Raw genomic sequence first — 20,562 nt, 5'->3', positions numbered from 1 at the left:
TGAGCCCGTTGACCAAAGAACAGTGGCACGTTATAATTCAAATAGACGTTTGAATGAAAGGTAAAAGGGGGCAATGTCATGGCACATGATCATCATCACCATCATCATACGGACAATAAAAAGGTACTCGGCCTGTCGTTCCTGATCATTACTGTGTTCATGATCGTCGAGGTCATCGGCGGAATTTGGACGAACAGTTTGGCATTATTATCAGACGCCGGGCACATGTTAAGTGATTCGATTTCACTTGCGATTGCCCTGTTAGCCTTCCAGTTCTCGAGTCAAGCACCGGATGCGAACAAGACGTTCGGTTCAAAACGCTTTGAAATCTTAGCCGCAATCCTAAATGGCGTGACGCTGATAGTCATCGCTCTCTATATTTTCATTGAAGCCATTCAACGCTTCATCGATCCACCCGCTGTCGCAACGACGGGGATGCTGATCATTAGTGTCCTCGGGTTGCTCGTCAACATTTTAGTTGCCTGGATCATGACACGCGGCGGTGGGCACGAACATAACCTCAACATGCGCGGTGCGTATCTGCACGTCTTAAGCGACATGCTCGGATCGGTCGGTGCGATTGTAGCCGCCTTGCTGATCCTATTCTTCGGTTGGGGATGGGCGGATCCACTTGCGAGTATCATCGTAGCGATCCTCGTCTTACGGAGCGGTTATTACGTGACGAAGGCGTCCGTACATGTCTTGATGGAAGGAACACCGAGTGATGTCGACATTGATGAGGTCGTTTCGACGATTCAGACGAACGAAGCCGTTCTCGGACTACATGATCTACACATCTGGTCGATCACGAGTGGGTATAACGCGTTATCGTGTCACGTCGTCGTCAAGGAGAACATGACCGTCCGGGAGTCGGAGTCGATTCGCGAACAGATTGATCACGACTTAAAACATGTCGGTATTACCCACGCGACCATCCAGGTCGAGACGAATCAACATGCACATGGCAATACGTTATATTGTGACGGAAAACACGAATCGCATACGCATTAAAAAACGAGCACTCGTCCAAAGTCGGACATGTGCTCGTTTGCTTATGCTCAAATGATCGGCACCGTTGGTAGAAACAGCGTCGCGAATAGACTGATACTCAAGAACATCGAATATCCGAAAAAGGTCGTTTTAGCATTTCCAGCAGCTCGGTTACCTAAGTACATGAAAAAGACGATGGATAAGAACGTCAAACCCGTCAATACGGACGAGTGGTGTTGATCCGGCGAAGGAGCAAGCGACTGGACAAGATGCGCGAGACCAAGCGGCAGGACAATCAAAAGAAAGTAGTAGCCTAGACGTGCCTCAGACGGGACGTCGACCTGTTCCTGTTCGGTTTCATAGTCATAACGCGTTTGCGTTTTCATGGATCTTCACCTCCCTATGCGTTTTAGTATAGCGAATGAACATGTCGGCTCTGTTACAGATGGGTAAGAATGCCTTAACAGACGATGACGATGTGATGACGAAAAAAGAATGGGCAGCAATTGAGAAAAATTGTAAGATGAACAAGAAGTCGTTTTAGGAAAGGAATAAAGCATCATGTCACGTGCGTTTCGTTTTATGTATGTCTCCGATTTGTTATCGACTGTCGGGACGAGTTTTGTTTATATTGCGATTTACTGGTTGAGCGCGGAACAGATTAGTGCTTCTGGTGTCGCCTTGCTTGCAACAGGTGTGTTTTTGATTCGTTTTCTCGTCTCAACGTTCGTTGGACCGTGGATTGACCGTTTCGTCAGCGCATCGTTGTATCAAACGTCCTTACTCATTCGCTTGCTAGCGCTTAGTATTACGTTAGCGGGAATCAGTCTGACAGACATCGTCTTACCGTGGTTACTCGGCTTGCTCGTCGTTCAGACGATCCTGCAAATCGTTGGTGGAAATGCTGTCTTCACGTGGGTCGTTGATCTAGTCGAAGATGACCAATTGCCGCAAGCGAATGCCTATCTCGCAACAATCGAACGGATCGGGACGTTAAGCGGATTCTTACTTGGTGGGATGATGGTTGCCCACTTCTCGATTGCGAGTATCTTGTGGCTCGATCTGGGACTGCATCTCGTTGCCTGGTTGCTCGTCCGACACATGACGGGACAGGTCGCAGAAGGAGCGCGTGTCGGATCGTACCGCGAAGCGTTACTCGAAGGGATTCATTACGTCGCGCGTGACGGTCGCTTAAAATGGATCCTTGGTTGTGCGATCCTTGCGAACTGGATGATCACACCGATGAATACTTTACTTGCACCATATGCCAAGGATGTCTTGTCGGGAAATGCCCAGACGTTTTCTGCACTCGAACTGGCGACGGTGATTGGGGGGATCACGATGTCGCTCCTTTACGGCAAGTGGGTCGTCTCGATCAGACAGGATAAGCTGTTTCGGATCGCAGTCGTACTGCAAGGACTCGCGATTGCAATCGTTGCTTATATGTCGTCCGTGCCCCTTGCGATTGGCGGATTCGTTTTACTCGGCATGGCGCTGACATTGTTCGGGATTCCGTTTGCGACATTGTTACAACGCTCGACGCCTGCGCACTTGCTTGGACGGGTTCGAACGGCGATGGTCGCAACATCAACGGCGTGTTCTGCACTCTGTTACGGATTATCATCGTACTTGACGTCGCTCTTTAACATCTCATTTGTTTTCCTACTGTTTTCCTTAAGTGGTCTCGTGTTGACAGCTATCTGGTTACTCATTCATCGTAACGTTTCCTTTACCGAGGCACGACAGGACAAGGTCGGATGAAATATCCGCCTTGAGGTGGAGGTAAGCGGTTTCGCGCTTATATACACTAGAGATAGAAATGAACGATGAGGAGTGGAGTCGATGGAGAGTTTATGGATCACGGCATTATTGTTTTTGATTCCGATCAGTGGGATGACGGTCTTTTTGAATGTACTATGGCGTCGAATGGCAACGGAAGGCGTTTCGGAGTAATCATGAACTAAACAGTGCGCCTGCTTACCGAGATTAGATCGGATAGCAGGCGCTTTTTTCATTTGAGTCATGACTGGTCGTAGAAGAATAACCTCAGATTCGTTAATACAGCGATTCGCGTGTAAACTGAAGTAGCAAGTGGTTTTATGATTTTTTCGATCGAAACTAAGGGGGATGAATCACAATGAAAGCAATCATTACAGGCATGAACGGAACGGTGGCACCCGTCGTTGCGGACGTCTTAGCAAAGCACGATATCGAGACAGTCGCGTGGGATCGGACGAAAGTCTCAACGACTGACGAGTCTCAGATGCGGACGTTTTTAGAAACGGAACGACCGGATTATTTCCTACATATAGGTATGGGGTCCGTCAGTTGGACGGAAGCGCTCGTCCGTTTGTGCCAGGAATATCAGATTCCGTTCTTTTTCACGAGTACAGTATCTGTTTTTTCGGACGACGTACCAGCACCGATTGAAAAGGACGCTGTACCGGATGCGACCGATGAGTATGGTGCCTATAAGATTGCTTGCGAGCAAGCGATTCAAGCAATTGATCCTCAAGCAAAAATCGTCCGAATCGGCTGGCAGATCGGGACGGAGGCAGGTTCGAACAACATGGTCGACTTCTTCACGAACGAGATGAAGCAACACGGTGTCATTCAAGCAAGTCGAAACTGGTATCCGTCGAGTTCGTTGCTTGAAGATACAGCAGAAGCGCTCGTTACGATTTTACTTGAACGCGAAGCGGGGCTTTATCAGTTGAACGGAAACGATCGTTATTCGATGTACGATTTAGCGCATGCCTTAAATACACTCCACGCGAAAAACTGGACGATTGAACCAGTCGATGAACCGCGCCGGGATAACCGGATGGCGACAGATGTCGTTTTGGTCCGTTCGTTGTCAGAACGATTGCCACTCTAATCAAACATCCCGCTCTCCTTGACCTGTATCAAAGAGAGCGGGATGTTTTTTACTGCGTGACTGGCGTTTCCGCGGCAAAAGCGAGTGCAGGTCCAAAGATTTCGTAATGCAGTTTGTCCGAAGACGCCGTGAAGTGTTTAATGACGTATTGAATCATCGCTTCCGGCCCACAGACGTATGTCGGATCCGTGATGCCTGCGATAACGTCTTTCGGCAGGCGACCTACTTGATCCGTCGCCTGATGCTCTGCGTAGCGAATGACGCGTGCGCCACGTTGCTCAAGCAAGGCAAGTTGCTCGTTAAATGGACGATTGCGTTCGTCTTGGACGGCGTGATGTAACGTTACCTGTCGACCAGCAGCTAAAGATTCGTCTGCCATCGCAAGCATCGGTGTGATGCCGATTCCACCAGCAATCAGAACGACGGGTTCACCTGATGCATCAAGCGTGAAGGCCCCAGCTGGCGCACTGATTAACACCGTGTCACCGATTCGAGCTGCATGTAAGTAGTTCGAGACGATGCCTTCTCGTTTGACACCAATCGTATAAGTCGTCGTGTTTGATGCCGTCGTCAGACTGTACTGACGATTGTGCCATAAGCCGTCGCTATCCTGAATCCGTACCGTGATGTATTGTCCTGCTCGATAATCAGGGAGCGGACTGTCCGTTTTGAAAGTCAGCGAGCGGATGCCGTCTGCTTGTTCCTGGATATCCGAAATCTTGACGGACTGATAACCGGAAAAGTCTTTCGCCTGTTCGTCCTGCGTGTATAGTTCGGCTTCGAGTGTGATGAACAAATCGGCAATCTCCCCGTACGCTTCACCCCACGCTTGCAGGATTGCAGGCGTTGCGGCTTCCCCTAAGACGTCTTGCATCGCTCCGAGTAATTCTTGACCGACGAGTGGATACATCTCCGGCTTGATTTGAAGACTCCGGTGTTTATGCAGCACTGGTAATAAGACTGGTTTTAACGTCTCGAGTCGATCGATGTGAGCAGCAGCGGCATAAACGGCTGTAGCGAGTGCTTGCGATTGTCGGTCACTCCGTTGATTCGATTGATTGAAGACATGTTTGAGTTCTGGATGAGCTTGAAATAAACGTTGATAAAAGACTTTCGTAATTGCGGCGCCATGCGATGCAAGGACCGGGACGGTTGATTGAACAATTTGAATGGTAGAGGTTGATAACATAAGACCACTTCCTTTTCACTAAGTAATGAACACAGTCTTAGTATTTCGTAGCCTCGTCATTAATACAACATTTAAAATACTAGATTAAAGAACTTCGTGCGTTTTGTCACAAGCAAGTCAAAATATCGACAAGGATTCGTCACGATTGATTGGATATCCAGAGCTTTGAGAAATCAAAATAACCGAACGAGTCGATCGTGATATTTTGCAGCTCGATCGGATACGGAATTAGTCGTGTATCGTGATAGAACGGGATGAAATACGATTCGTTAATCAAGTAGCGTTCGATTGCTTGATGAATCGGAAGCCAGTCTTCGAACGGTGTTGCATCGTATTGTTCAATCCATGTCAGCATCTCGGGCATCTGCTGAAATAGCCGGATCGGTGGTGAAAAAGTATTCGTCATGAACTGATAGAAGGCGTACTGGACATTCCGCTCGAACACTTCGGCATGAATGGCGAGATCGATCGTATCGTAGACATGAAAATCCGTAATACTCTCTTCGAATCCGACTTCGACGAACTCATACGGAATCCCGTCCTGATCAAATCGCTGACAGAGCCAACGTGTTACTTTGTCCGTAAAATCAGTCAACTTGATCCGAATTGGTTGCGTGAACAAAACAGCAGGACCGTCCGGGACGGTATACGATGGACTATAGGACTCAAGAAAACCAGAGTCGTTCGGTTGTGTCCGTTCATGGAAGTCATGAATGCCATCACGGACTTCCTTGATGAGCCGATGGATATAATGTCGCGCTGCTTTTGATTCAAACGGACCACCGGCGCGTGGATGGAGAAAGACGAGACCAAATCCGGACTGCGTCGCAATCGTATCAATCGGACTGGAGTCAGATGCTGATGTCCGGTAGACCGGGTCATATTGCTCCGGCATCTGGATGAACTCAATTCGGTCGAGCAGGGCGCGGATGCCAAAGTAATTCGGAAATGCCGTCAGAACGGTTTTCTTATCGTCATGTTGCGTGAGTTGAAATGGTCCCGTTCCAATGCCATCTTTGATGATGCTCGTATGTATCGAGGCGAGCTGCGGCAAAATCGAACTCCTGCGCTGATCGAGTGTGAGATCGACCCGGTACGGACCGTTTGAGACGATATGTTTGACGTGCCGATAAGAAGAGGCATAAGCCGGATAGTTGATCAGAGCACGGAGACTCTTCGTCACTTCCTTACTCGTCAGGAGGGAACCATCATGAAAGCGGACGTCCTTACGTAAGAAGAGACTGAGCATCGGACCATTCCAGGCATAGTGATGTGCCAGTTCGCCTTGGATGTTGCCGTCGACGTCAATCGTAAACAAACGGTTGAAGACGTTTTGGACGAGGTGAGCACTATGAATGTCAGCTGCTTCTAACGGGTGTGTCGTCAAGAAGTTGCGTTTCCGAGGAATCAGCAAGGCGTCCGATGTCGTTTGCGTATAGCCAAACTTTCGCTCGAGTTGGCGCATGAAGCGTCCTGCTTGTGCCGGTGACCAGTCCCACGACAGTTCTTCCGTCACTGATTCGATCGAATCACGGTCGATCCGCTCGAGCATCCGTTTCGCATACTCCCGTTCGACGTGGCGTAACCAGACGAGTTCACTTAAGTTGCCCCGTCCGCGACCACTCGTGTAATTCATCCAGCCGTCTTCCTGCCATTTATTGAGATATCGTTTCGTTTGTTTAGGACTGAGATGGATGGCCTCGGCAAGCGTCGCAATCGAGTAGTGTCCATTTCGGCAAGTCTTCCATAACATAAAAAGATAAGCATCCATCGTCCTTCTCCTCCTTAAAAGGGGACATCTTTTTTAAATGACGTCCATTTTTCCTGTGTCTTGTCTTGTTTATGATACATGTAGAGAATGGAAGGTGACAATATGAAATGGAAAGAAATACCGAAACCAATTAAAGTACGTCTCATCACATCGTTTTTCAACCGCGCTGTCTCGTTTTCGATCATGCCGTTCATGGCTCTCTTGTTCGTCAAGGCATTCAACGAAGTCATCGCCGGTGCGTTTTTGATCGCGATGGTCTTCGTCAGCTTCATCACCAATCTACTCGGCGGATATCTCGCCGACCGTTTCTCTCGTAAACGCCTACTCGTCACGACATCTGCGCTCACGGCGTTGACTTTCATCACGATGGCGATCTCGTTGACGCTCGACTGGATGCTGCTGTTCATGGTCATTTACGCCGTCTTCTCGGTGACGAGTAATCTTGGTCGTCCGGCAATGGGGGCGATCATCATCGATGCGACGACGAAGGAGAACCGCCAAGCGGTCTACGCGCTCGACTACTGGTTGATCAATCTCTCGATCGCCATCGGAACGGCGCTCGGGGGCTGGCTCTACGTCAGCAATCAATTGCTGTTGTTTTGGATCTTGAGCTTTACGTCGTCCGTTTTACCAATCGCTTACTACCTGTTTCTCGACGATACGCCACGAACGTGGCAACGTCAGAAACTACGTGGTGTCATCACGGATATCTTTACAAGCTATCAACTCGCTTGGCGGGACCGTCCGTTCGTTAAGGTCGTCTTTGGTTCGATGTGTATCTTAGCGGCTGAGTTTTCGATGGGGAGTTACGTCGCTGTCCGCCTCGCTGATTCGTTTGAACCACTATCGTTTACCGGGTGGTCGATCAACGGGGTCCGGATGATGAGTATCATCAACATCGAAAATACGTTGCTCGTCGTCACGTTGACGTTCATCGTCCAGCGGCTTGCGAAGCGTTTGTCTCCGCGCCGGACGCTCGCTGCGGGTCTCATGCTATACACGATCGGTTACGTCGTCGTGACGAGTGCCAACAGTATGACGGCACTGATGGTCTTCATCTTCATCGCAACGATTGGCGAGTTGCTCTACTCCCCGGTCTTGAACACTCAAAAAGCAAATATGATGCCAGCCGATCAACGCGGAGCGTACTCAGCCTTCGCCGGAACGTCGTTTGCTGGAGCAGACTTACTCTCTCGGTCGACGATTCTAGTCGGGACATTCTTGATCCCGTCGATGATGAGTGTATACCTCGGATTGATCCTCTTGACGGGATTTGGATTAGTCTATACGAGTCTGTTCGTGAAGGAATCGGTCGAACGACAGCGAAACGTATCTTAATAAGGGGGAATACAGATGAACTTACCAGATACTATCGAAACACCACGGCACCTGTTACGCCGTTGGCAAGAAAACGATGCAGCCGCATTGTATGCTTACGCCAAGGATCCAAATGTTGGACCAAAAGCAGGTTGGGCGCCGCACGCGTCACTTGACGAAAGCCAGGAAGTGATTGGCATTTTCCAAGCGTCACCTGGTGAATATGCCGTGACCGATAAGGAAATGGGTGAAGTGATTGGGAGCTTCGGTTTTCACTTCAATCGTCGACCGGACGAAGCAATCACGCATGACCGTCAAGTCGAGATCGGCTATGCCCTCGCGCCTAACTACTGGGGAGAAGGGCGGATGCCGGAAATCGTCGAAGCGATACTTGATTTCATCTTCCGGGAACTGCCGATCGATGTCGTTTGGTGTGGTCACTTTGATTTTAATGACCAGTCACGCCGTGTCGTTGAGAAACTCGGTTTTACACCTGTTCTTGACCGACCATTCGTATTAGAACGAATTGACGGACGGACCGTAACGAGTCATGTCTATAACTGGACGCGTGAGCGGTATGAAGCAATACAAGGGAATTGATAAATAGATAAAATAAAAGGCGTGCACCGGTGCACGCCTTTTTATTTTATATAGTGATGTCTAAATAGACATTAAAAACGAATACATTCTGTTATGGCTTAACTTTCATATCTTCATACCAAAAAAGAGAATAATCCATCATCAATGAGGATTCATTTTGCTGCCTTAACATGGTAGTAATGTTCCCCAGGTGATACGTACCGTGATTGGCTACATGTAAAAGAATTTCTTCAAAAGTCGTTTCCCGTGGACCAGACCAAGGATTATCCACATGTATCGTCATAGTAAGATTTGAGTTCTGATTTATAAATAGTTGATACTTTGATGCTATATTTTTGAATGCTGTTTTGAATTCTTCAATTGTATATGCATCAGTTAATGGTAATTGACTCATCGCATCTTGTAGCGCTTGTTGAAATTCTACTTTTTCTAAAACATGAATCCACATAGTATCAACTGCAAGAATATGACTAAGTGTTTTAGCGATTGTCGGATAAGAGCTTTTCACCTCTTTATTTAAAAGATTTTCAGGTAATGCATCCATATGATCTAACATCAACTGCATCGCCCAGTTGTGATATTCATACATCGTTTTTCCGGCATTCATCCAAATCGCTCCTTTAATTGTAGTAAGAACTGTCTAACTACGTTCATTATAAAAAAGGATATATGACATCTGAGTGTCATATATCCTCATATAGATTAACTATTTTTTTGGCTTCATTTCTTAATATGTCTTGTAAGTACAAGGGATGAATAACAACTACACCTGATCTGAAGCTTAATAAAATGTTGATTAACCATTCCGCATGTAAAGGTGAAGGTAACAATAAAGTCATCGTAACACTACCATCTTCTTCAAAAACCATCGATTGATGCTGAAAATGGTTTAAGACTACATGAATGGATTCAGGATGAACTCTTAACGTGATACTTTCCCGTGCGGGCTTCACGACAGCTCTGTCTCCAGGAATGGGATGGTTATCCTGAATAGATGTTGAAAGTCTTTGAAGGTTGAGCATATGTGACACTTTGAATTCGCGGTAATCATTTCTTAAATAACAATAAGCATAAAGGTACCATGTACGAAATTTATATCGTAGAAAAATAGGATCTACTTCTCGAATGGTCTGTTCCTTTTGAGCACTGATGTATTGAAACAGAACTCTTTTTGATTCTTTGATACTCTTTTGAAGATCAATTAAGAAAGTAGGCTCAATGGATTGATCAGCTAAATCAATGTGTAAATGGTTATTTTGTTCTTCTGTCGTAAGAATCGATAGCCGTTCTAGCGTATTTTTTAAATCTTGATCATGTAATTGCGCTGATAAACTTTTCATTAAAGATAGAACATCGACCATAGAAGACGCATTTAAAAAGGTCTTATCCCATTTATAATTCTCAATAATACCGAAACCTCCATTAGTTCCATGATAAGAAGTAACGGGAATTCCAGCTGCACTAATGGTTTCGATATCTCGATAAATCGTTCTCTGAGAGACATTTAATTCACTAGCTAATTGAGCGGCCGAGATCGTAGAGCGATGCAGTAACTTAAATATGATAGTCAGTAATCGTTCGAGTTTCAAAAAATTCTCCTTTGTATTAAGCACGACTATAGTGTGAACCGTCATTCCATACAAATAATTACGTTTAGTATAATTGATTTATTCGTTCTATGAAGAGATTAAAAAGTACTTCGTAATGAATTGAATCAAAATCCAAAGAAAAAAGTATGCATCGCGCATACTTTTTGTGGTTTTCCTTATCTTATTAGATATGTTTGAGTTGTGAATCTAATTCAATATGTAATTTTGACCTATTTCTTTAAGAATTTATTCGGCGATAAGACAGCTACCACTTTGAAGTCGGGAAGCTAACACCAAAAAAATGAAAATTACTTATGAATCATAAAAATGTAAAATCAAGGGTTACGTATGGAAAAGGAAGTATGTTAAAATTCGGTTCAATTCAAATAAAGTCCTTATTTAAATTAAGAAGGAGAGTGGGAAAAAATGAATCAGGTTGCAGCCATAAGTATGCTAGGAAACGTCTTTATTTTTATAGTCGTTTTATACTTTATTTACAAAATGATTCAATACATTCGACTGAAATGATCCGTCATCCTATAAAATGAACAATGGATGGTTCGAATAAAAATAATGAGATACATTTTAATGAAACATAGGTGAAAGTGAACGCTAAAGAGCAAAAAAAGTATGCGCCGGCGCATACTTTTTTGTAGAGCATGACAAGAGATCTCTGCTAAAAATATATTATGGAGATACGGGACGCTTAAGCGTTAACAATTCATCGTCGAGTGACGCGAATGACTTAACACAGCCGCATGAGCGTCTTGAATTCCAATATTATAAAAGTGAATAGCAACTGACTCTTTGATGAAATCAAAACACGTTCTGCGGCGAACTCAGATGGCACTTCTAAGAAAAAATCTTAAATAGACTGGATAATTTGTTATTTTTCTTTACTAAATCGATTGAACATAACGACACTCTCTTTATTTTTGTTGATCTCTGAATGATCTAAAAAAATTACAAGAGAATGTATTTTAAAATCACAGTCTATATTTTGTCGTAAAAAAATGTACATGCCTTCCTTTAAAATGTTGCTTTTAATTTCTGAAGCATCCCATCCCAACCTTGGTCCATAAAGTTACGGACACGACCTTGTGGCTGATTTGCTTTCGGCACAAGGTCATCAGCGTTTTTCCATCCGCTGTGTGTCACAGTGAAAAGGGTAAGGTCGTTCAATGGAGTAAGGGAGAAGGTCACGATCCATCCATCTTCATCCCAACTAAACGATAATTCTCTTTCTGGTTGTACGTTTAATACCGTGCAAGGAGATGGACCAAAAGGAGATTGAATATGAAACACACATCCTGTTTGTGCGACAAGGTCGTTTGGCATAAACCATTTAGATAAAGAGCGAGCCGTCGAGACATTCGCCCATACCTGTTCAATGGGATTGTTGATCTTAATGGAATGTTGAATATCTTTCACAGATTGATTCATCGTTTACAACCACCTATTCTTTTTTAATATATTTTATTCTAATTCTATCCTCAATTTTTTCTCAATGATATACAAAAATGATCTTAGCGCTGAGGTCATTTTAAGTATCAGAACCAAATCGTTGCTTCAGTGCTTTGAGACGTTTGACTGATCTTGTTTAGATTCGCGAATAAAAGCGACTGTCATTGTAATGGCAGCAACAGCATATCCGACAAGTCCAGAGGTCAATTCCGACCAATCAAATACAGAACGGAGAATGATTTGGGGAACAAAATAGACGAGCAATGCAATCGGCAAAATCCATGTCTTCGTCTTCCATGCCGTGACAAGAATCCAGATAATCAATAGGGCACCAATCATCCAGCTGACGCTTGGGGATAACGTGATCTTTGGTGAATCGACAAGTCCGTTGACGATCAATAGTCCGATGATTAACAGAAAATGAATACTACCATGAATGCCGTAACGCATGATACGAGGGCGCGCGCCATCACGTAAAGCATCTTGACGGAAGAGAAACGCCAAGGTGGTCAGGTAAACGGCACTAATCAACAGGAAACCGCCAACGAGCAAGATAGTGAACGTCGTTGTACCATTCAAGAGGTTTTGAAGATAGAGAAAACTGGATGCGCCGAGAAAAACTTGCAAGACGACCCAAAACGCTTCTTTTGGATCAAATGCCATCTCTTTAGAAATCGATTGGATGTAATCGGCGGGACTATCACCCGTGATCGCGCGAACGGATTTTCCGTCCGCTTCCGCTTCGATCAGGTGATCTTCGAGTTCGTTGACAATCTCCTTCGTCGCCAATTCATTTTTACCCGAAGCAAGTAGGTATACCTTTAAGTCTTCCAAAAATCGTGTTGATTCCGTCGATAAGGTCATCTCATTCGTCCTCCTTTAAAATGCTTTCGACACTCGTTGAAAGGTGATGCCATCTTAGTTTGAAAGCGGCGAGTTCTTCAACACCGCTCGTCGTGATCGAATAATACTTTCGTTTTGGACCGGACGGGGAGACGCGAGAGGTTGCTTCGATCCAGTCCAGTTTTTGCATCCGAATCAATAGAGGATAGATCGTTCCCTCACTGATGTCAGCGAATCCGAACGCTTTCAGTTTCGTCGCCAGTTCATAGCCATAAATCTCTTCTTCCGCAATTAGTGCGAGTAAGCAACCGTCGAGAATTCCTTTTAACATTTGCGTCGATGACATCCGCATCTTCCTTTCGCTACTTGGTATTACAAGGTAATGATACGCTATGCTATTTTGTATTGCAAGGTAGCGAGTAAAATAAATCCAATGAATTTTACGAAGGTGCTTTTACAATGAATTAATATGTAATATATTACTTGTATGAAACCTACAAATGATTTTGCCATTGCACGACTTCCTTTAAGTGAGGAAGTGTATCGACGCTTGCAACACCACATCATCACCTTACGTCTTGCCCCAGGAGAAAAGGTGAACGATCAAGCACTCGCGGAAGCGTTCGGTGTCAGTCGGACACCGGTCCGCGAAGCCTTGAAACGACTCGAAGAGGAGGGATTGATTTTAGCAAAACGGGGTTCACGGACGATCGTGACGGAACTCGATGCCGAACAGGCACAGCAAACCTATCCAATCATTGCGACACTGCATGGGTTAGCGGCGCGTTTAGCAGGACCAATGCTGACGGATGACGATCTAACGAGTCTAAAGTCGATTCATCAACAATTCACGACGGCAATTGATCAGCAGGATACAGAGGCGGCACTAGCACTTGACGATGCCTTTCACGATGTCTTCGTGCAGCGCAGTCAAAACGATCAACTACGAGAGACAATCCGTCGATTGACACCGTTGATCCGCCGGCTCGAATATGCTCAGTTTGATCGTCTCGGACGCCAGTCGATTGCCGATCATGCAGCGATTTTAGATGCATGTCAACAACAGGATGTCGAGCAACTCGTCCAGGCGACGGAGCATAATTGGAACGGGCTCGGACGTCTACTCGTCTCGACACTAAAGGAGGAGAGCTGATGCGACCGATCATTTATGGAATTTTAGCGGCAATGTTTTTTGCCGTCACCTTCATCTTGAATCAATCGATGCAAGGGGCAGGCGGTCACTGGATTTATAGTGCGTCGCTCCGCTTTTTCCTGATGTTGCCGTTCTTTATCGTCATCGTCATGATCCGACGGGGGATCGGGCGCGTCTTCCAGGCGCTTCGAGCCGATATCGGCTTTTGGTTACTGTATGGAACGATCGGCTTCGGACTGTTCTATGGCAGCATCTGTTTTGCTGCTGACTACGCACCAGGCTGGTTGATTGCCGGGACATGGCAGTTGACGATTTTAGCGGGACCGTTGCTTGCCCCCTTGTTCAACCAACGGATCCCGTGGTCAGCACTGAAGTATTCCGTCCTGATTGTCCTCGGGGTCGTCGTCATGCAACTATCGGTCGCGGAAAGCCTATCGCTACAGTCACTGTTGTTCGGTGCCTTACCGGTCCTCGTCGCGGCAATTGCCTATCCACTCGGGAACCGGAAGATGATGGAACGCTATGGGAACGAGCTCGATGTGTTTGAACGGATTCTCGGAATGACACTTGCCAGTCTACCGTTTTGGATCGTTCTTTCTGTGATTGCCTACATACAGGTCGGCTTGCCGAGTGTCAATCAAGTGACCCAGTCCGGATTCGTCGCGTTGTTCTCCGGCGTCATCGCAACGTCGCTTTTCTTCTACGCGACGTCGCTCGTTCGGACAGATCCGGTTCGGTTAGCAGCGATCGAAGCAACGCAATCGTTCGAGATCGTCTTTACTGTTCTCGGAGAGATTCTTTTCATTCACGCCGCACTACCAACGGGACTCGCGACACTCGGGATCATCCTCGTCATGCTCGGGATGACGTTGCATAGTTTGAATCAGGCAGAGCGAACCGTCGTTCGTTCCGCTAAACGAAAAATCAATTGAGAAAGTAGGCTGTCAGATGGTTTTAACAGGTACACTCGTCAATACCGTCCTGATCATCATCGGGACGTTGCTTGGATTAATGTTCCACCGGATTCCGGAACGCATGAAGGAGACCGTCCTGCAGGCGATTGGACTTGCTGTCGTCGTGCTCGGAATGCAGATGGGGATGAAAAGCACGAACTTCTTGATCGTCATCGGTAGTCTTGTTCTCGGTGGTGCAATCGGCGAGTGGTTCCGGCTCGATGAGAAACTCGACCGGATGGGAGCGTGGCTCGAACGTAAGATCAGTCGCGGTCGTCCGTCGAACATCGCGGAAGGATTCGTGACAGCGACGTTAATTTTCGTCATTGGCGCGATGGGTGTGTTAGGAGCCCTCGACGGTGGATTACGTCAGGATCACGACGTCCTTTATACGAAAGGATTGATTGACGGTTTTACGGCACTCGTCCTTAGTTCAACGCTCGGGATCGGTGTCATGTTCTCAGCGATTCCCGTCTTTCTCTATCAAGGGGCGATTGCATTAAGTGCTGTTGCGATCACGAAATTCATTCCCGACGCCGCACTGCAGGAATTTATTCTTGAGATGACGGCGACTGGTGGGGTGATGATTGCGGCAATCGGTCTTAATCTCGCTGGCATCACGAAGATTCGTGTTGCGAACTTGTTACCGGGAATCGTCATCGTCGCAGTTATCGTCACCGGTCTCCATCTGTTCTCATGAAAAATCCCCACTTATCCGATAACGGACGAGTGGGGATTTTCTGTTTATGTCTCGATCAATTCGTGTGTCTCGTAAGCAGTGATTGTATGTCCATCGTAATGGAAGTCATGCAACAACGGTTGATCCGTTGACAAAGCGACCGGTAAGTAATGCCGGAGATTGCTGATGATTCCCATGTTTTCATCGTTTAAGATCCAGTCAAGTGTTTTCCAATCAAGGATACCTTCGATCGTCATGACCGGTGTCGGAAACGGGCGGTCTTCTAGTTCAGCAAGATAGAGATACATGCCAGACGTTTCTTCCCCGTGTAAGCGAACGATGCCTTTTGCTGTCACTTTGTTGAGCGTGATGCCCGTCTCTTCGAACGTCTCGCGGATGACAGCAACTTCCGGTGTCTCGCCCGGTTCAATCTTGCCGCCGACACCGTTCCACATGCCCATCGCTGGTCGTTTTTGGCGGTTGACGAGTAAAAAACTATCCGCGTGGCGAATTAAACAAAGCGTATATCGATCCATGTTCATTACTCCTGTCCTAAAAAGTGAGACTGATACAGCATCTCGAATTGAGCGGGACCTGCGACCGGTAACTCGGTTGTCGTCGCTTCTTCAATTCGTAACGTCCGCTCAGTCAACGTCTTTTGACCGCTTGGAGTCCGCATTGCGATGAGACGACCTTTGTTGAACGGTGAAGCTTCGCTCTGTTGGATGATCTGTTCCATCTTCGATAAGTCACCCTTTGTAATTGCCTTCTCACGGTCGAACTTGTAGCCAGTCACGAACTCGGCTTGTCCTGTCCGTTGCATTTCGAGAACATCACCTTTGCCAATCCGGTAACTACCGCTAGCGGAATGAACCGTCTCCCCACTCAAGGGAACCGGAACGAGCGGTAAATTGACACCGAAGCCGGTATCAAGTAGGTGTGTCTCATTCCAAATGATTGCAACGTGTGTCGGCCCCGTCGCTGACCAGGCTGCTGATTTCTGATCATAGACGGTCGCTTGTACGAGGCGAACGGGACAATTCAGTTCTTGTAGGACACGATGCAGCAGTCCGTTCAAGTCATAACAGACACCACCACGTCGCTCCGTCAGAAACGTTTCAATGAAGCGCTCGTCGTTAAACGGACGGATTCGTTTCTCAAGTACAGTCGTATTCTCAAACGGTAACTGGTAGGCAAAGGCTTCGAGTAAGCGAGGTAACTGATCAAACGTGATCGTCTCAAGCGGAAATCCGAGCCGTTGTTCCAAGTCCTTCATCCAATCCATCTGTAATCCCTCCTTTATATACTACCTGATTATCCCATATTGCTTCAGAAAATGTGGATTTGAGCATATATTATCTGAAAATAAGGATAACCCTTTTGTTCGATGGGAATCTTTGATATGCTGAAATAGGATTAATTAAGAATGATTCTCAATGTCGAATCACGAACTAAAGGAGGTCTCATCATGAGACGGAAAACTTGGATGACAGCGTTGACGCTCCTCGTGTTGAGCAGTTTGATGCTTGCGGCCTGTTCAGGTCAAGCAGAACAAACAAACGAAAAGACGCGGACGATTACGCATGAGGCAGGAAAAACGAAAGTGCCGGAGCACCCGAAGAAGGTCGTCGCACTTGAATACTCATTCGTTGATGCGTTAGACGAACTTGGGATTACACCAGTCGGAATCGCACAAGAAAATAAGACCGATGTCTCCGGATTACTCGGAAAAGACATCGCGTTCACGGAAGTCGGTACACGTCAACAACCGAATCTTGAAGTAATCAGTTCCTTGCAGCCGGATTTAATCATCGGCGACTTCAACCGCCATAAAGGAATCTACAAGCAACTGCAAAAAATCGCACCGACGATCATCTTGAAGAGTCGGAATGCGACGTACGAAGAGAACATCGAATCGTTCAAGACGATTGCTGAAGCAGTCGGGAAAACTAAACAGATGGATGACCGACTTGCCCTGCATGAAGAACGATTGAATGCAGCGAAGAAAAAGGTGGATCCAAACGACGACCGAAAAGTGATGGTTGGTGTCTTCCGCGCCGATTCACTGACGGCACACGGTGAGACGTCGTTTGATGGTGAATTACTCGAGAAGATCGGTATCGAGAACGCTGTTACGAAAACAGCGGAACCTACCGTTACGATTACGTTAGAGCAGGTGGTCAAATGGGATCCGGACGTCATCTTCATGGCGGAAGCCGATCCGAAACTGCTGAAGGAGTGGAAAAACAATCCGCTCTGGAATCAGATCACAGCGGTTAAGAACAAGGAAGTTTATGAAGTCAATCGTGACCTTTGGACACGCTATCGAGGACTTGACGCTGCAGAACAGATCGTTGACGAAGCGATTCAATTGTTACAACAGAAATAATGAACGACAAAAGCCGGAGCAATCTGGCTTTTCGTCTTGATGAAAGGGGAACCATCCGGTGCAGCGGAAACGTCTGATTTTTGTACTCTTATTACTCGGTTGCTTGGCGGTTTATAGTAGCCTGTTCTTTGGCATCACACAGATGAATCCGATTCACTTAGTCCAAGAGTGGATCAGTGGCACGACATCAAAAGCAGGGCTCGTCCTGACAAATCTGCGCTTACCGCGGCTCTTACTCGGATTGTTGCTCGGAGCGAATCTTGCCGTTGCAGGGGCAATCATGCAAGCCGTGACACGAAATCCGCTCGCTTCACCGCAAGTCTTTGGTGTCAATGCCGGTGCGTCATTTCTCGTCGTCTTAAGCCTGCTCGTCTTTCCGTCGCTCGGAACGGCAAATTTGATCTACTTCGCCTTTGCCGGTGCCTTAGTCGGTGGAGTGCTAGTCTTTTCGTTCGCCTCCGTTCGCGGGATGACAGCATTAAAACTTGCCCTCGTCGGGATGGCGATCCATCTCTTGTTGACGTCGCTGACGAAAGGCTTGATCTTGTTCAACGACCGGATCACGAACGTCTTGTACTGGTTGTCCGGTTCGCTCAGTGACGCGAGCTGGCTCGAACTACGGATCGTCCTCCCATGGTCGATTGCTGGTTTGCTTCTTGCGGCGAGTCTCGCGAAATCACTCGCTGTCTTCCAACTGGGGCAAGACGTCGCGGTCGGTCTCGGGCAAAAAGTGACGCGAATCCGTTTGCTTGCCGGCATCAGTGTCGTCTTACTCGCAGGCGTCACCGTTGCCGTCGCCGGAGCGATCGGTTTCATTGGATTAATGGTTCCGCACATCACGCGGCGCCTCGTCGGGGAAGATTACCGGATCGTTCTGCCGGTCGCTGCCGTCATCGGTGGACTTCTGCTGACGTATGCCGATGTCCTCGCGCGGTTCATCGCCTATCCGTATGAGTCACCAGTCGGCATCGTGACGTCATTGCTCGGTGCACCATTCTTCCTTGTTCTGGCACGTCGTCAGATGAAAGGGGGATTACGATGAAAGACATGCGTCGGATTTTGATTGTTGCGGTGCTCGTGTTCTTCGCGAGTTTTGCCTTACTGTCGGTCGGCTCGATTCAGTTATCGTTATCGGAACTATGGCAGTCGTTCTTTGGTGGAAAGGATGCCTTCATCGTCCAAAATTACCGTCTGCCGCGAACTGTCCTTGCTTTCTTAGCAGGTGCGAGTTTCTCACTTGCAGGAGTCATCTTACAAAGTGTCATCCGTAATCCATTGATTTCGCCTGACGTGATCGGTGTGACGAATGGTGCGTCACTGTTCGCCGTCTTAACGATTGCCCTCGTGCCGGATGGTCCGCTCTTGTTAACACCAATCGCTGCTTTCATCGGAGCAGCACTCGTCATGCTGGCATTGATTATGCTTGAGCGGGGTGGGAATGTATCCCGCAGTTCGTTTGCGTTACTTGGTATCGCGGTCAGTGCGATTTGTGCTTCAGGGACGGAATACTTGTTGATCAAGTTTCCGCTCCAAACGAACGATTCACTCGTCTGGCTCGCTGGGAGTCTGTTCGGGAAAGGGTGGCAGGAAGTGATGATCTTAGCGCCCGTGCTCGTCGTGATTGGTGCAATCATCTTCTATCGCCATCGTCAACTCGATGTCTTATCACTCAGTGAAGAAGTCAGTATCGGTCTCGGATTACCAATTCAGCGGACGCGGCACATCTTCTTGGCGCTCGCGGTCATTCTAGCTGGTGTTGCCGTCGCGACGGTCGGTGCGATTGGTTTCATCGGACTGATTGCGCCACATATGGCACGGCGTCTCGTTGGTCATAAGCATCTTGCTGTGTTGCCGATGGCGCTGTTGCTCGGCGGAGGGTTACTCGTCGTCGCGGATGCACTCGGTCGAGGGATACATCCACCACTTGAAGTACCAGCCGGATTGATCACAGCGATCATCGGTGTGCCGTATTTCCTGTATCTTTTACGGAGAGAACGGACGGCATGATGTTCGATCTACCAAAATGGAGTCCTAGCGATTACGCGAAGGACTCCATTTTTATGAAAGGAAAGAAGTACGCACTTGACGAATCATGGCGACATCTTTCTATATTTATTTGGCTTCAAGTTGGTTTGATTTTTCTACTTCCTCTTTATACTTTTCTAAAAATTCATCAACTGAAACGTTATTAGCGTTTGGATTCGATTCAATGGTTAATTTACTCGAAGAAACAGATGTGCTTTGATCGTCTACATGTGATGGAATTTCAAGTACCAATTGATCACCTAAACCCGTTTCAAGACCACTTTTTCCGAAGTTAAAAGTTCGTGTGACATACGCTTCAGCATAATTTTTTTGATTCTCTGAATAGACTTTGACATCAGAAATGTTGTATTTGAATGAATTCAGCTGAATTTTATCGACTTCCGTAGTGGATAGAAAAATCAATACAGCCTCGTCCCCTTCAGATAACTTTGAAAGGTTAGTATGCGCTAACGGAGTATTGTTCAAGAAATCTGCTTTTTGTTGCTCAAGCACTGTAGTGAAAAAATTGAAGGCTTGTTCCTCTGTGATGCTACTCTTAGATTTTTCTTGTGCAACATTAGAATCGGCAATCGCATTACTCCATAAGAAACCAGCATATAGGATGACACCTAAAGTGAGGGATGAAAAAATAGTTTTTTTCACGATCGCGACCTCTTTCTATTGTTTGATTCATGTTATTATATAACAAAAAAAACCAAAAA

The 20,562-nt window shown here is 46.7% G+C and carries 22 protein-coding genes; 11 read left to right on the top strand and 11 right to left on the bottom strand.

Annotated features, from left to right (window positions below; translation table 11 throughout):
- The first annotated feature begins 78 nt into the window (after positions 1-78).
- Positions 79-1,011, top strand: coding sequence for a cation diffusion facilitator family transporter (locus BW42_RS04900; protein ID WP_035408140.1), 933 nt, complete (start codon positions 79-81; stop codon positions 1,009-1,011).
- A 47-nt stretch (positions 1,012-1,058) separates the two neighbouring features.
- Here the strand turns inward: BW42_RS04900 and BW42_RS04895 are convergent, their stop codons facing one another.
- On the bottom strand, positions 1,059-1,376 hold the full coding sequence (locus BW42_RS04895) for a hypothetical protein (RefSeq protein ID WP_023468204.1): 318 nt from the start codon (positions 1,374-1,376) through the stop codon (positions 1,059-1,061).
- Between the two features lie 175 nt (positions 1,377-1,551).
- On the opposite strand from BW42_RS04895, the gene BW42_RS04890 reads away from it, so the two are divergent.
- Together BW42_RS04890 and BW42_RS04885 are read left to right on the top strand one after the other, a co-directional pair.
- Complete coding sequence (locus BW42_RS04890; protein WP_035408138.1) at positions 1,552-2,751, top strand: MFS transporter; 1,200 nt, start codon at positions 1,552-1,554, stop codon at positions 2,749-2,751.
- A 376-nt stretch (positions 2,752-3,127) separates the two neighbouring features.
- Positions 3,128-3,868: a sugar nucleotide-binding protein gene (locus BW42_RS04885; protein WP_035408136.1), complete on the top strand. Its 741-nt coding sequence runs from the start codon at positions 3,128-3,130 to the stop codon at positions 3,866-3,868.
- Positions 3,869-3,917: 49 nt separating this feature from the next.
- On the opposite strand, the gene BW42_RS04880 is transcribed toward BW42_RS04885, so the two are convergent.
- Both BW42_RS04880 and BW42_RS04875 read right to left on the bottom strand, forming a co-directional pair.
- Positions 3,918-5,057: a globin domain-containing protein gene (locus BW42_RS04880; protein ID WP_035408134.1), complete on the bottom strand. Its 1,140-nt coding sequence runs from the start codon at positions 5,055-5,057 to the stop codon at positions 3,918-3,920.
- Between the two features lie 139 nt (positions 5,058-5,196).
- Entirely contained in the window at positions 5,197-6,828 is a 1,632-nt protein-coding gene (locus BW42_RS04875) for an ABC transporter substrate-binding protein (protein ID WP_035408132.1), read from the bottom strand.
- A gap of 102 nt (positions 6,829-6,930) precedes the next feature.
- On the opposite strand from BW42_RS04875, the gene BW42_RS04870 reads away from it, so the two are divergent.
- Positions 6,931-8,166, top strand: coding sequence for an MFS transporter (locus tag BW42_RS04870; RefSeq protein ID WP_035408131.1), 1,236 nt, complete (start codon positions 6,931-6,933; stop codon positions 8,164-8,166).
- Positions 8,167-8,181: 15 nt separating this feature from the next.
- Positions 8,182-8,745, top strand: coding sequence for a GNAT family N-acetyltransferase (locus BW42_RS04865; protein WP_035408129.1), 564 nt, complete (start codon positions 8,182-8,184; stop codon positions 8,743-8,745).
- 91 nt (positions 8,746-8,836) lie between these two features.
- Here BW42_RS04865 and BW42_RS04860 read toward each other — a convergent pair whose 3' ends face one another.
- The 5 genes from BW42_RS04860 to BW42_RS04840 all read right to left on the bottom strand — a co-directional run bounded on the left by BW42_RS04860 (position 8,837) and on the right by BW42_RS04840 (position 12,987).
- Positions 8,837-9,352 (bottom strand): DinB family protein, encoded by a 516-nt coding sequence (locus BW42_RS04860; RefSeq protein ID WP_035408126.1) that lies wholly within the window; start codon positions 9,350-9,352, stop codon positions 8,837-8,839.
- A gap of 76 nt (positions 9,353-9,428) precedes the next feature.
- On the bottom strand, positions 9,429-10,334 hold the full coding sequence (locus BW42_RS04855; protein ID WP_035408125.1) for a YafY family protein: 906 nt from the start codon (positions 10,332-10,334) through the stop codon (positions 9,429-9,431).
- Positions 10,335-11,363: 1,029 nt separating this feature from the next.
- A complete protein-coding gene (locus BW42_RS04850; RefSeq protein WP_035408123.1) occupies positions 11,364-11,777 on the bottom strand; it encodes an SRPBCC domain-containing protein in 414 nt (137 codons plus the stop codon).
- A 126-nt stretch (positions 11,778-11,903) separates the two neighbouring features.
- Positions 11,904-12,662, bottom strand: coding sequence for a hypothetical protein (locus BW42_RS15980; RefSeq protein WP_052019024.1), 759 nt, complete (start codon positions 12,660-12,662; stop codon positions 11,904-11,906).
- Between the two features lies 1 nt (position 12,663).
- The gene (locus BW42_RS04840) at positions 12,664-12,987 is read right to left on the bottom strand and encodes a PadR family transcriptional regulator (RefSeq protein WP_035408121.1); all 324 of its coding nucleotides are present in this window, start codon (positions 12,985-12,987) and stop codon (positions 12,664-12,666) included.
- A 141-nt stretch (positions 12,988-13,128) separates the two neighbouring features.
- Between BW42_RS04840 and BW42_RS04835 the strand changes: the two genes are divergently transcribed.
- The 3 genes from BW42_RS04835 to BW42_RS04825 are packed head-to-tail and all read left to right on the top strand — an operon-like array spanning position 13,129 to position 15,447.
- Entirely contained in the window at positions 13,129-13,794 is a 666-nt protein-coding gene (locus BW42_RS04835) for a GntR family transcriptional regulator (protein ID WP_035408119.1), read from the top strand.
- The gene (locus tag BW42_RS04830; protein ID WP_035408118.1) at positions 13,794-14,726 is read left to right on the top strand and encodes a multidrug resistance efflux transporter family protein; all 933 of its coding nucleotides are present in this window, start codon (positions 13,794-13,796) and stop codon (positions 14,724-14,726) included. The genes BW42_RS04835 and BW42_RS04830 overlap by 1 nt, the downstream gene beginning before the upstream one ends.
- Before the next feature lie 16 nt (positions 14,727-14,742).
- Complete coding sequence (locus tag BW42_RS04825) at positions 14,743-15,447, top strand: DUF554 domain-containing protein (RefSeq protein ID WP_035408116.1); 705 nt, start codon at positions 14,743-14,745, stop codon at positions 15,445-15,447.
- A gap of 44 nt (positions 15,448-15,491) precedes the next feature.
- Here the strand turns inward: BW42_RS04825 and BW42_RS04820 are convergent, their stop codons facing one another.
- Together BW42_RS04820 and BW42_RS04815 are read right to left on the bottom strand one after the other, a co-directional pair.
- Positions 15,492-15,962: an 8-oxo-dGTP diphosphatase gene (locus BW42_RS04820; protein ID WP_035408114.1), complete on the bottom strand. Its 471-nt coding sequence runs from the start codon at positions 15,960-15,962 to the stop codon at positions 15,492-15,494.
- 5 nt (positions 15,963-15,967) lie between these two features.
- The gene (locus tag BW42_RS04815) at positions 15,968-16,711 is read right to left on the bottom strand and encodes an arylamine N-acetyltransferase (RefSeq protein WP_052019023.1); all 744 of its coding nucleotides are present in this window, start codon (positions 16,709-16,711) and stop codon (positions 15,968-15,970) included.
- Between the two features lie 183 nt (positions 16,712-16,894).
- On the opposite strand from BW42_RS04815, the gene BW42_RS04810 reads away from it, so the two are divergent.
- From BW42_RS04810 to BW42_RS04800, 3 genes are read left to right on the top strand one after another with little or no spacing between them, the layout of a single operon-like run.
- Complete coding sequence (locus tag BW42_RS04810; RefSeq protein WP_035408112.1) at positions 16,895-17,815, top strand: Fe(3+) dicitrate ABC transporter substrate-binding protein; 921 nt, start codon at positions 16,895-16,897, stop codon at positions 17,813-17,815.
- Positions 17,816-17,873: 58 nt separating this feature from the next.
- A complete protein-coding gene (locus BW42_RS04805; RefSeq protein WP_035408110.1) occupies positions 17,874-18,857 on the top strand; it encodes an iron ABC transporter permease in 984 nt (327 codons plus the stop codon).
- 5 nt (positions 18,858-18,862) lie between these two features.
- Complete coding sequence (locus BW42_RS04800) at positions 18,863-19,822, top strand: iron ABC transporter permease (RefSeq protein ID WP_035409590.1); 960 nt, start codon at positions 18,863-18,865, stop codon at positions 19,820-19,822.
- 105 nt (positions 19,823-19,927) lie between these two features.
- On the opposite strand, the gene BW42_RS04795 is transcribed toward BW42_RS04800, so the two are convergent.
- Entirely contained in the window at positions 19,928-20,503 is a 576-nt protein-coding gene (locus BW42_RS04795; RefSeq protein ID WP_035408108.1) for a hypothetical protein, read from the bottom strand.
- Positions 20,504-20,562 lie beyond the last annotated feature (59 nt).

It is taken from the genome of Exiguobacterium sp. RIT341 (assembly GCF_000632205.1).
Classification (GTDB): Bacteria; Bacillota; Bacilli; order Exiguobacteriales; family Exiguobacteriaceae; genus Exiguobacterium_A.
This window is presented reverse-complemented; position numbering and strand designations above follow the sequence as displayed.

Bases quoted from the DNA above. Each gene is read 5' to 3' on its own strand.
- BW42_RS04900 (WP_035408140.1), top strand. From the start codon at position 79: ATGGCACATGATCATCATCACCATCATCATACGGACAATAAAAAGGTA.
- BW42_RS04895 (WP_023468204.1), bottom strand. From the start codon at position 1,376: ATGAAAACGCAAACGCGTTATGACTATGAAACCGAACAGGAACAGGTC.
- BW42_RS04890 (WP_035408138.1), top strand. From the start codon at position 1,552: ATGTCACGTGCGTTTCGTTTTATGTATGTCTCCGATTTGTTATCGACT.
- BW42_RS04885 (WP_035408136.1), top strand. From the start codon at position 3,128: ATGAAAGCAATCATTACAGGCATGAACGGAACGGTGGCACCCGTCGTT.
- BW42_RS04880 (WP_035408134.1), bottom strand. From the start codon at position 5,057: ATGTTATCAACCTCTACCATTCAAATTGTTCAATCAACCGTCCCGGTC.
- BW42_RS04875 (WP_035408132.1), bottom strand. From the start codon at position 6,828: ATGGATGCTTATCTTTTTATGTTATGGAAGACTTGCCGAAATGGACAC.
- BW42_RS04870 (WP_035408131.1), top strand. From the start codon at position 6,931: ATGAAATGGAAAGAAATACCGAAACCAATTAAAGTACGTCTCATCACA.
- BW42_RS04865 (WP_035408129.1), top strand. From the start codon at position 8,182: ATGAACTTACCAGATACTATCGAAACACCACGGCACCTGTTACGCCGT.
- BW42_RS04860 (WP_035408126.1), bottom strand. From the start codon at position 9,352: ATGAATGCCGGAAAAACGATGTATGAATATCACAACTGGGCGATGCAG.
- BW42_RS04850 (WP_035408123.1), bottom strand. From the start codon at position 11,777: ATGAATCAATCTGTGAAAGATATTCAACATTCCATTAAGATCAACAAT.
- BW42_RS15980 (WP_052019024.1), bottom strand. From the start codon at position 12,662: ATGACCTTATCGACGGAATCAACACGATTTTTGGAAGACTTAAAGGTA.
- BW42_RS04840 (WP_035408121.1), bottom strand. From the start codon at position 12,987: ATGTCATCGACGCAAATGTTAAAAGGAATTCTCGACGGTTGCTTACTC.
- BW42_RS04835 (WP_035408119.1), top strand. From the start codon at position 13,129: ATGAAACCTACAAATGATTTTGCCATTGCACGACTTCCTTTAAGTGAG.
- BW42_RS04830 (WP_035408118.1), top strand. From the start codon at position 13,794: ATGCGACCGATCATTTATGGAATTTTAGCGGCAATGTTTTTTGCCGTC.
- BW42_RS04825 (WP_035408116.1), top strand. From the start codon at position 14,743: ATGGTTTTAACAGGTACACTCGTCAATACCGTCCTGATCATCATCGGG.
- BW42_RS04820 (WP_035408114.1), bottom strand. From the start codon at position 15,962: ATGGATCGATATACGCTTTGTTTAATTCGCCACGCGGATAGTTTTTTA.
- BW42_RS04815 (WP_052019023.1), bottom strand. From the start codon at position 16,711: ATGGATTGGATGAAGGACTTGGAACAACGGCTCGGATTTCCGCTTGAG.
- BW42_RS04810 (WP_035408112.1), top strand. From the start codon at position 16,895: ATGAGACGGAAAACTTGGATGACAGCGTTGACGCTCCTCGTGTTGAGC.
- BW42_RS04800 (WP_035409590.1), top strand. From the start codon at position 18,863: ATGCGTCGGATTTTGATTGTTGCGGTGCTCGTGTTCTTCGCGAGTTTT.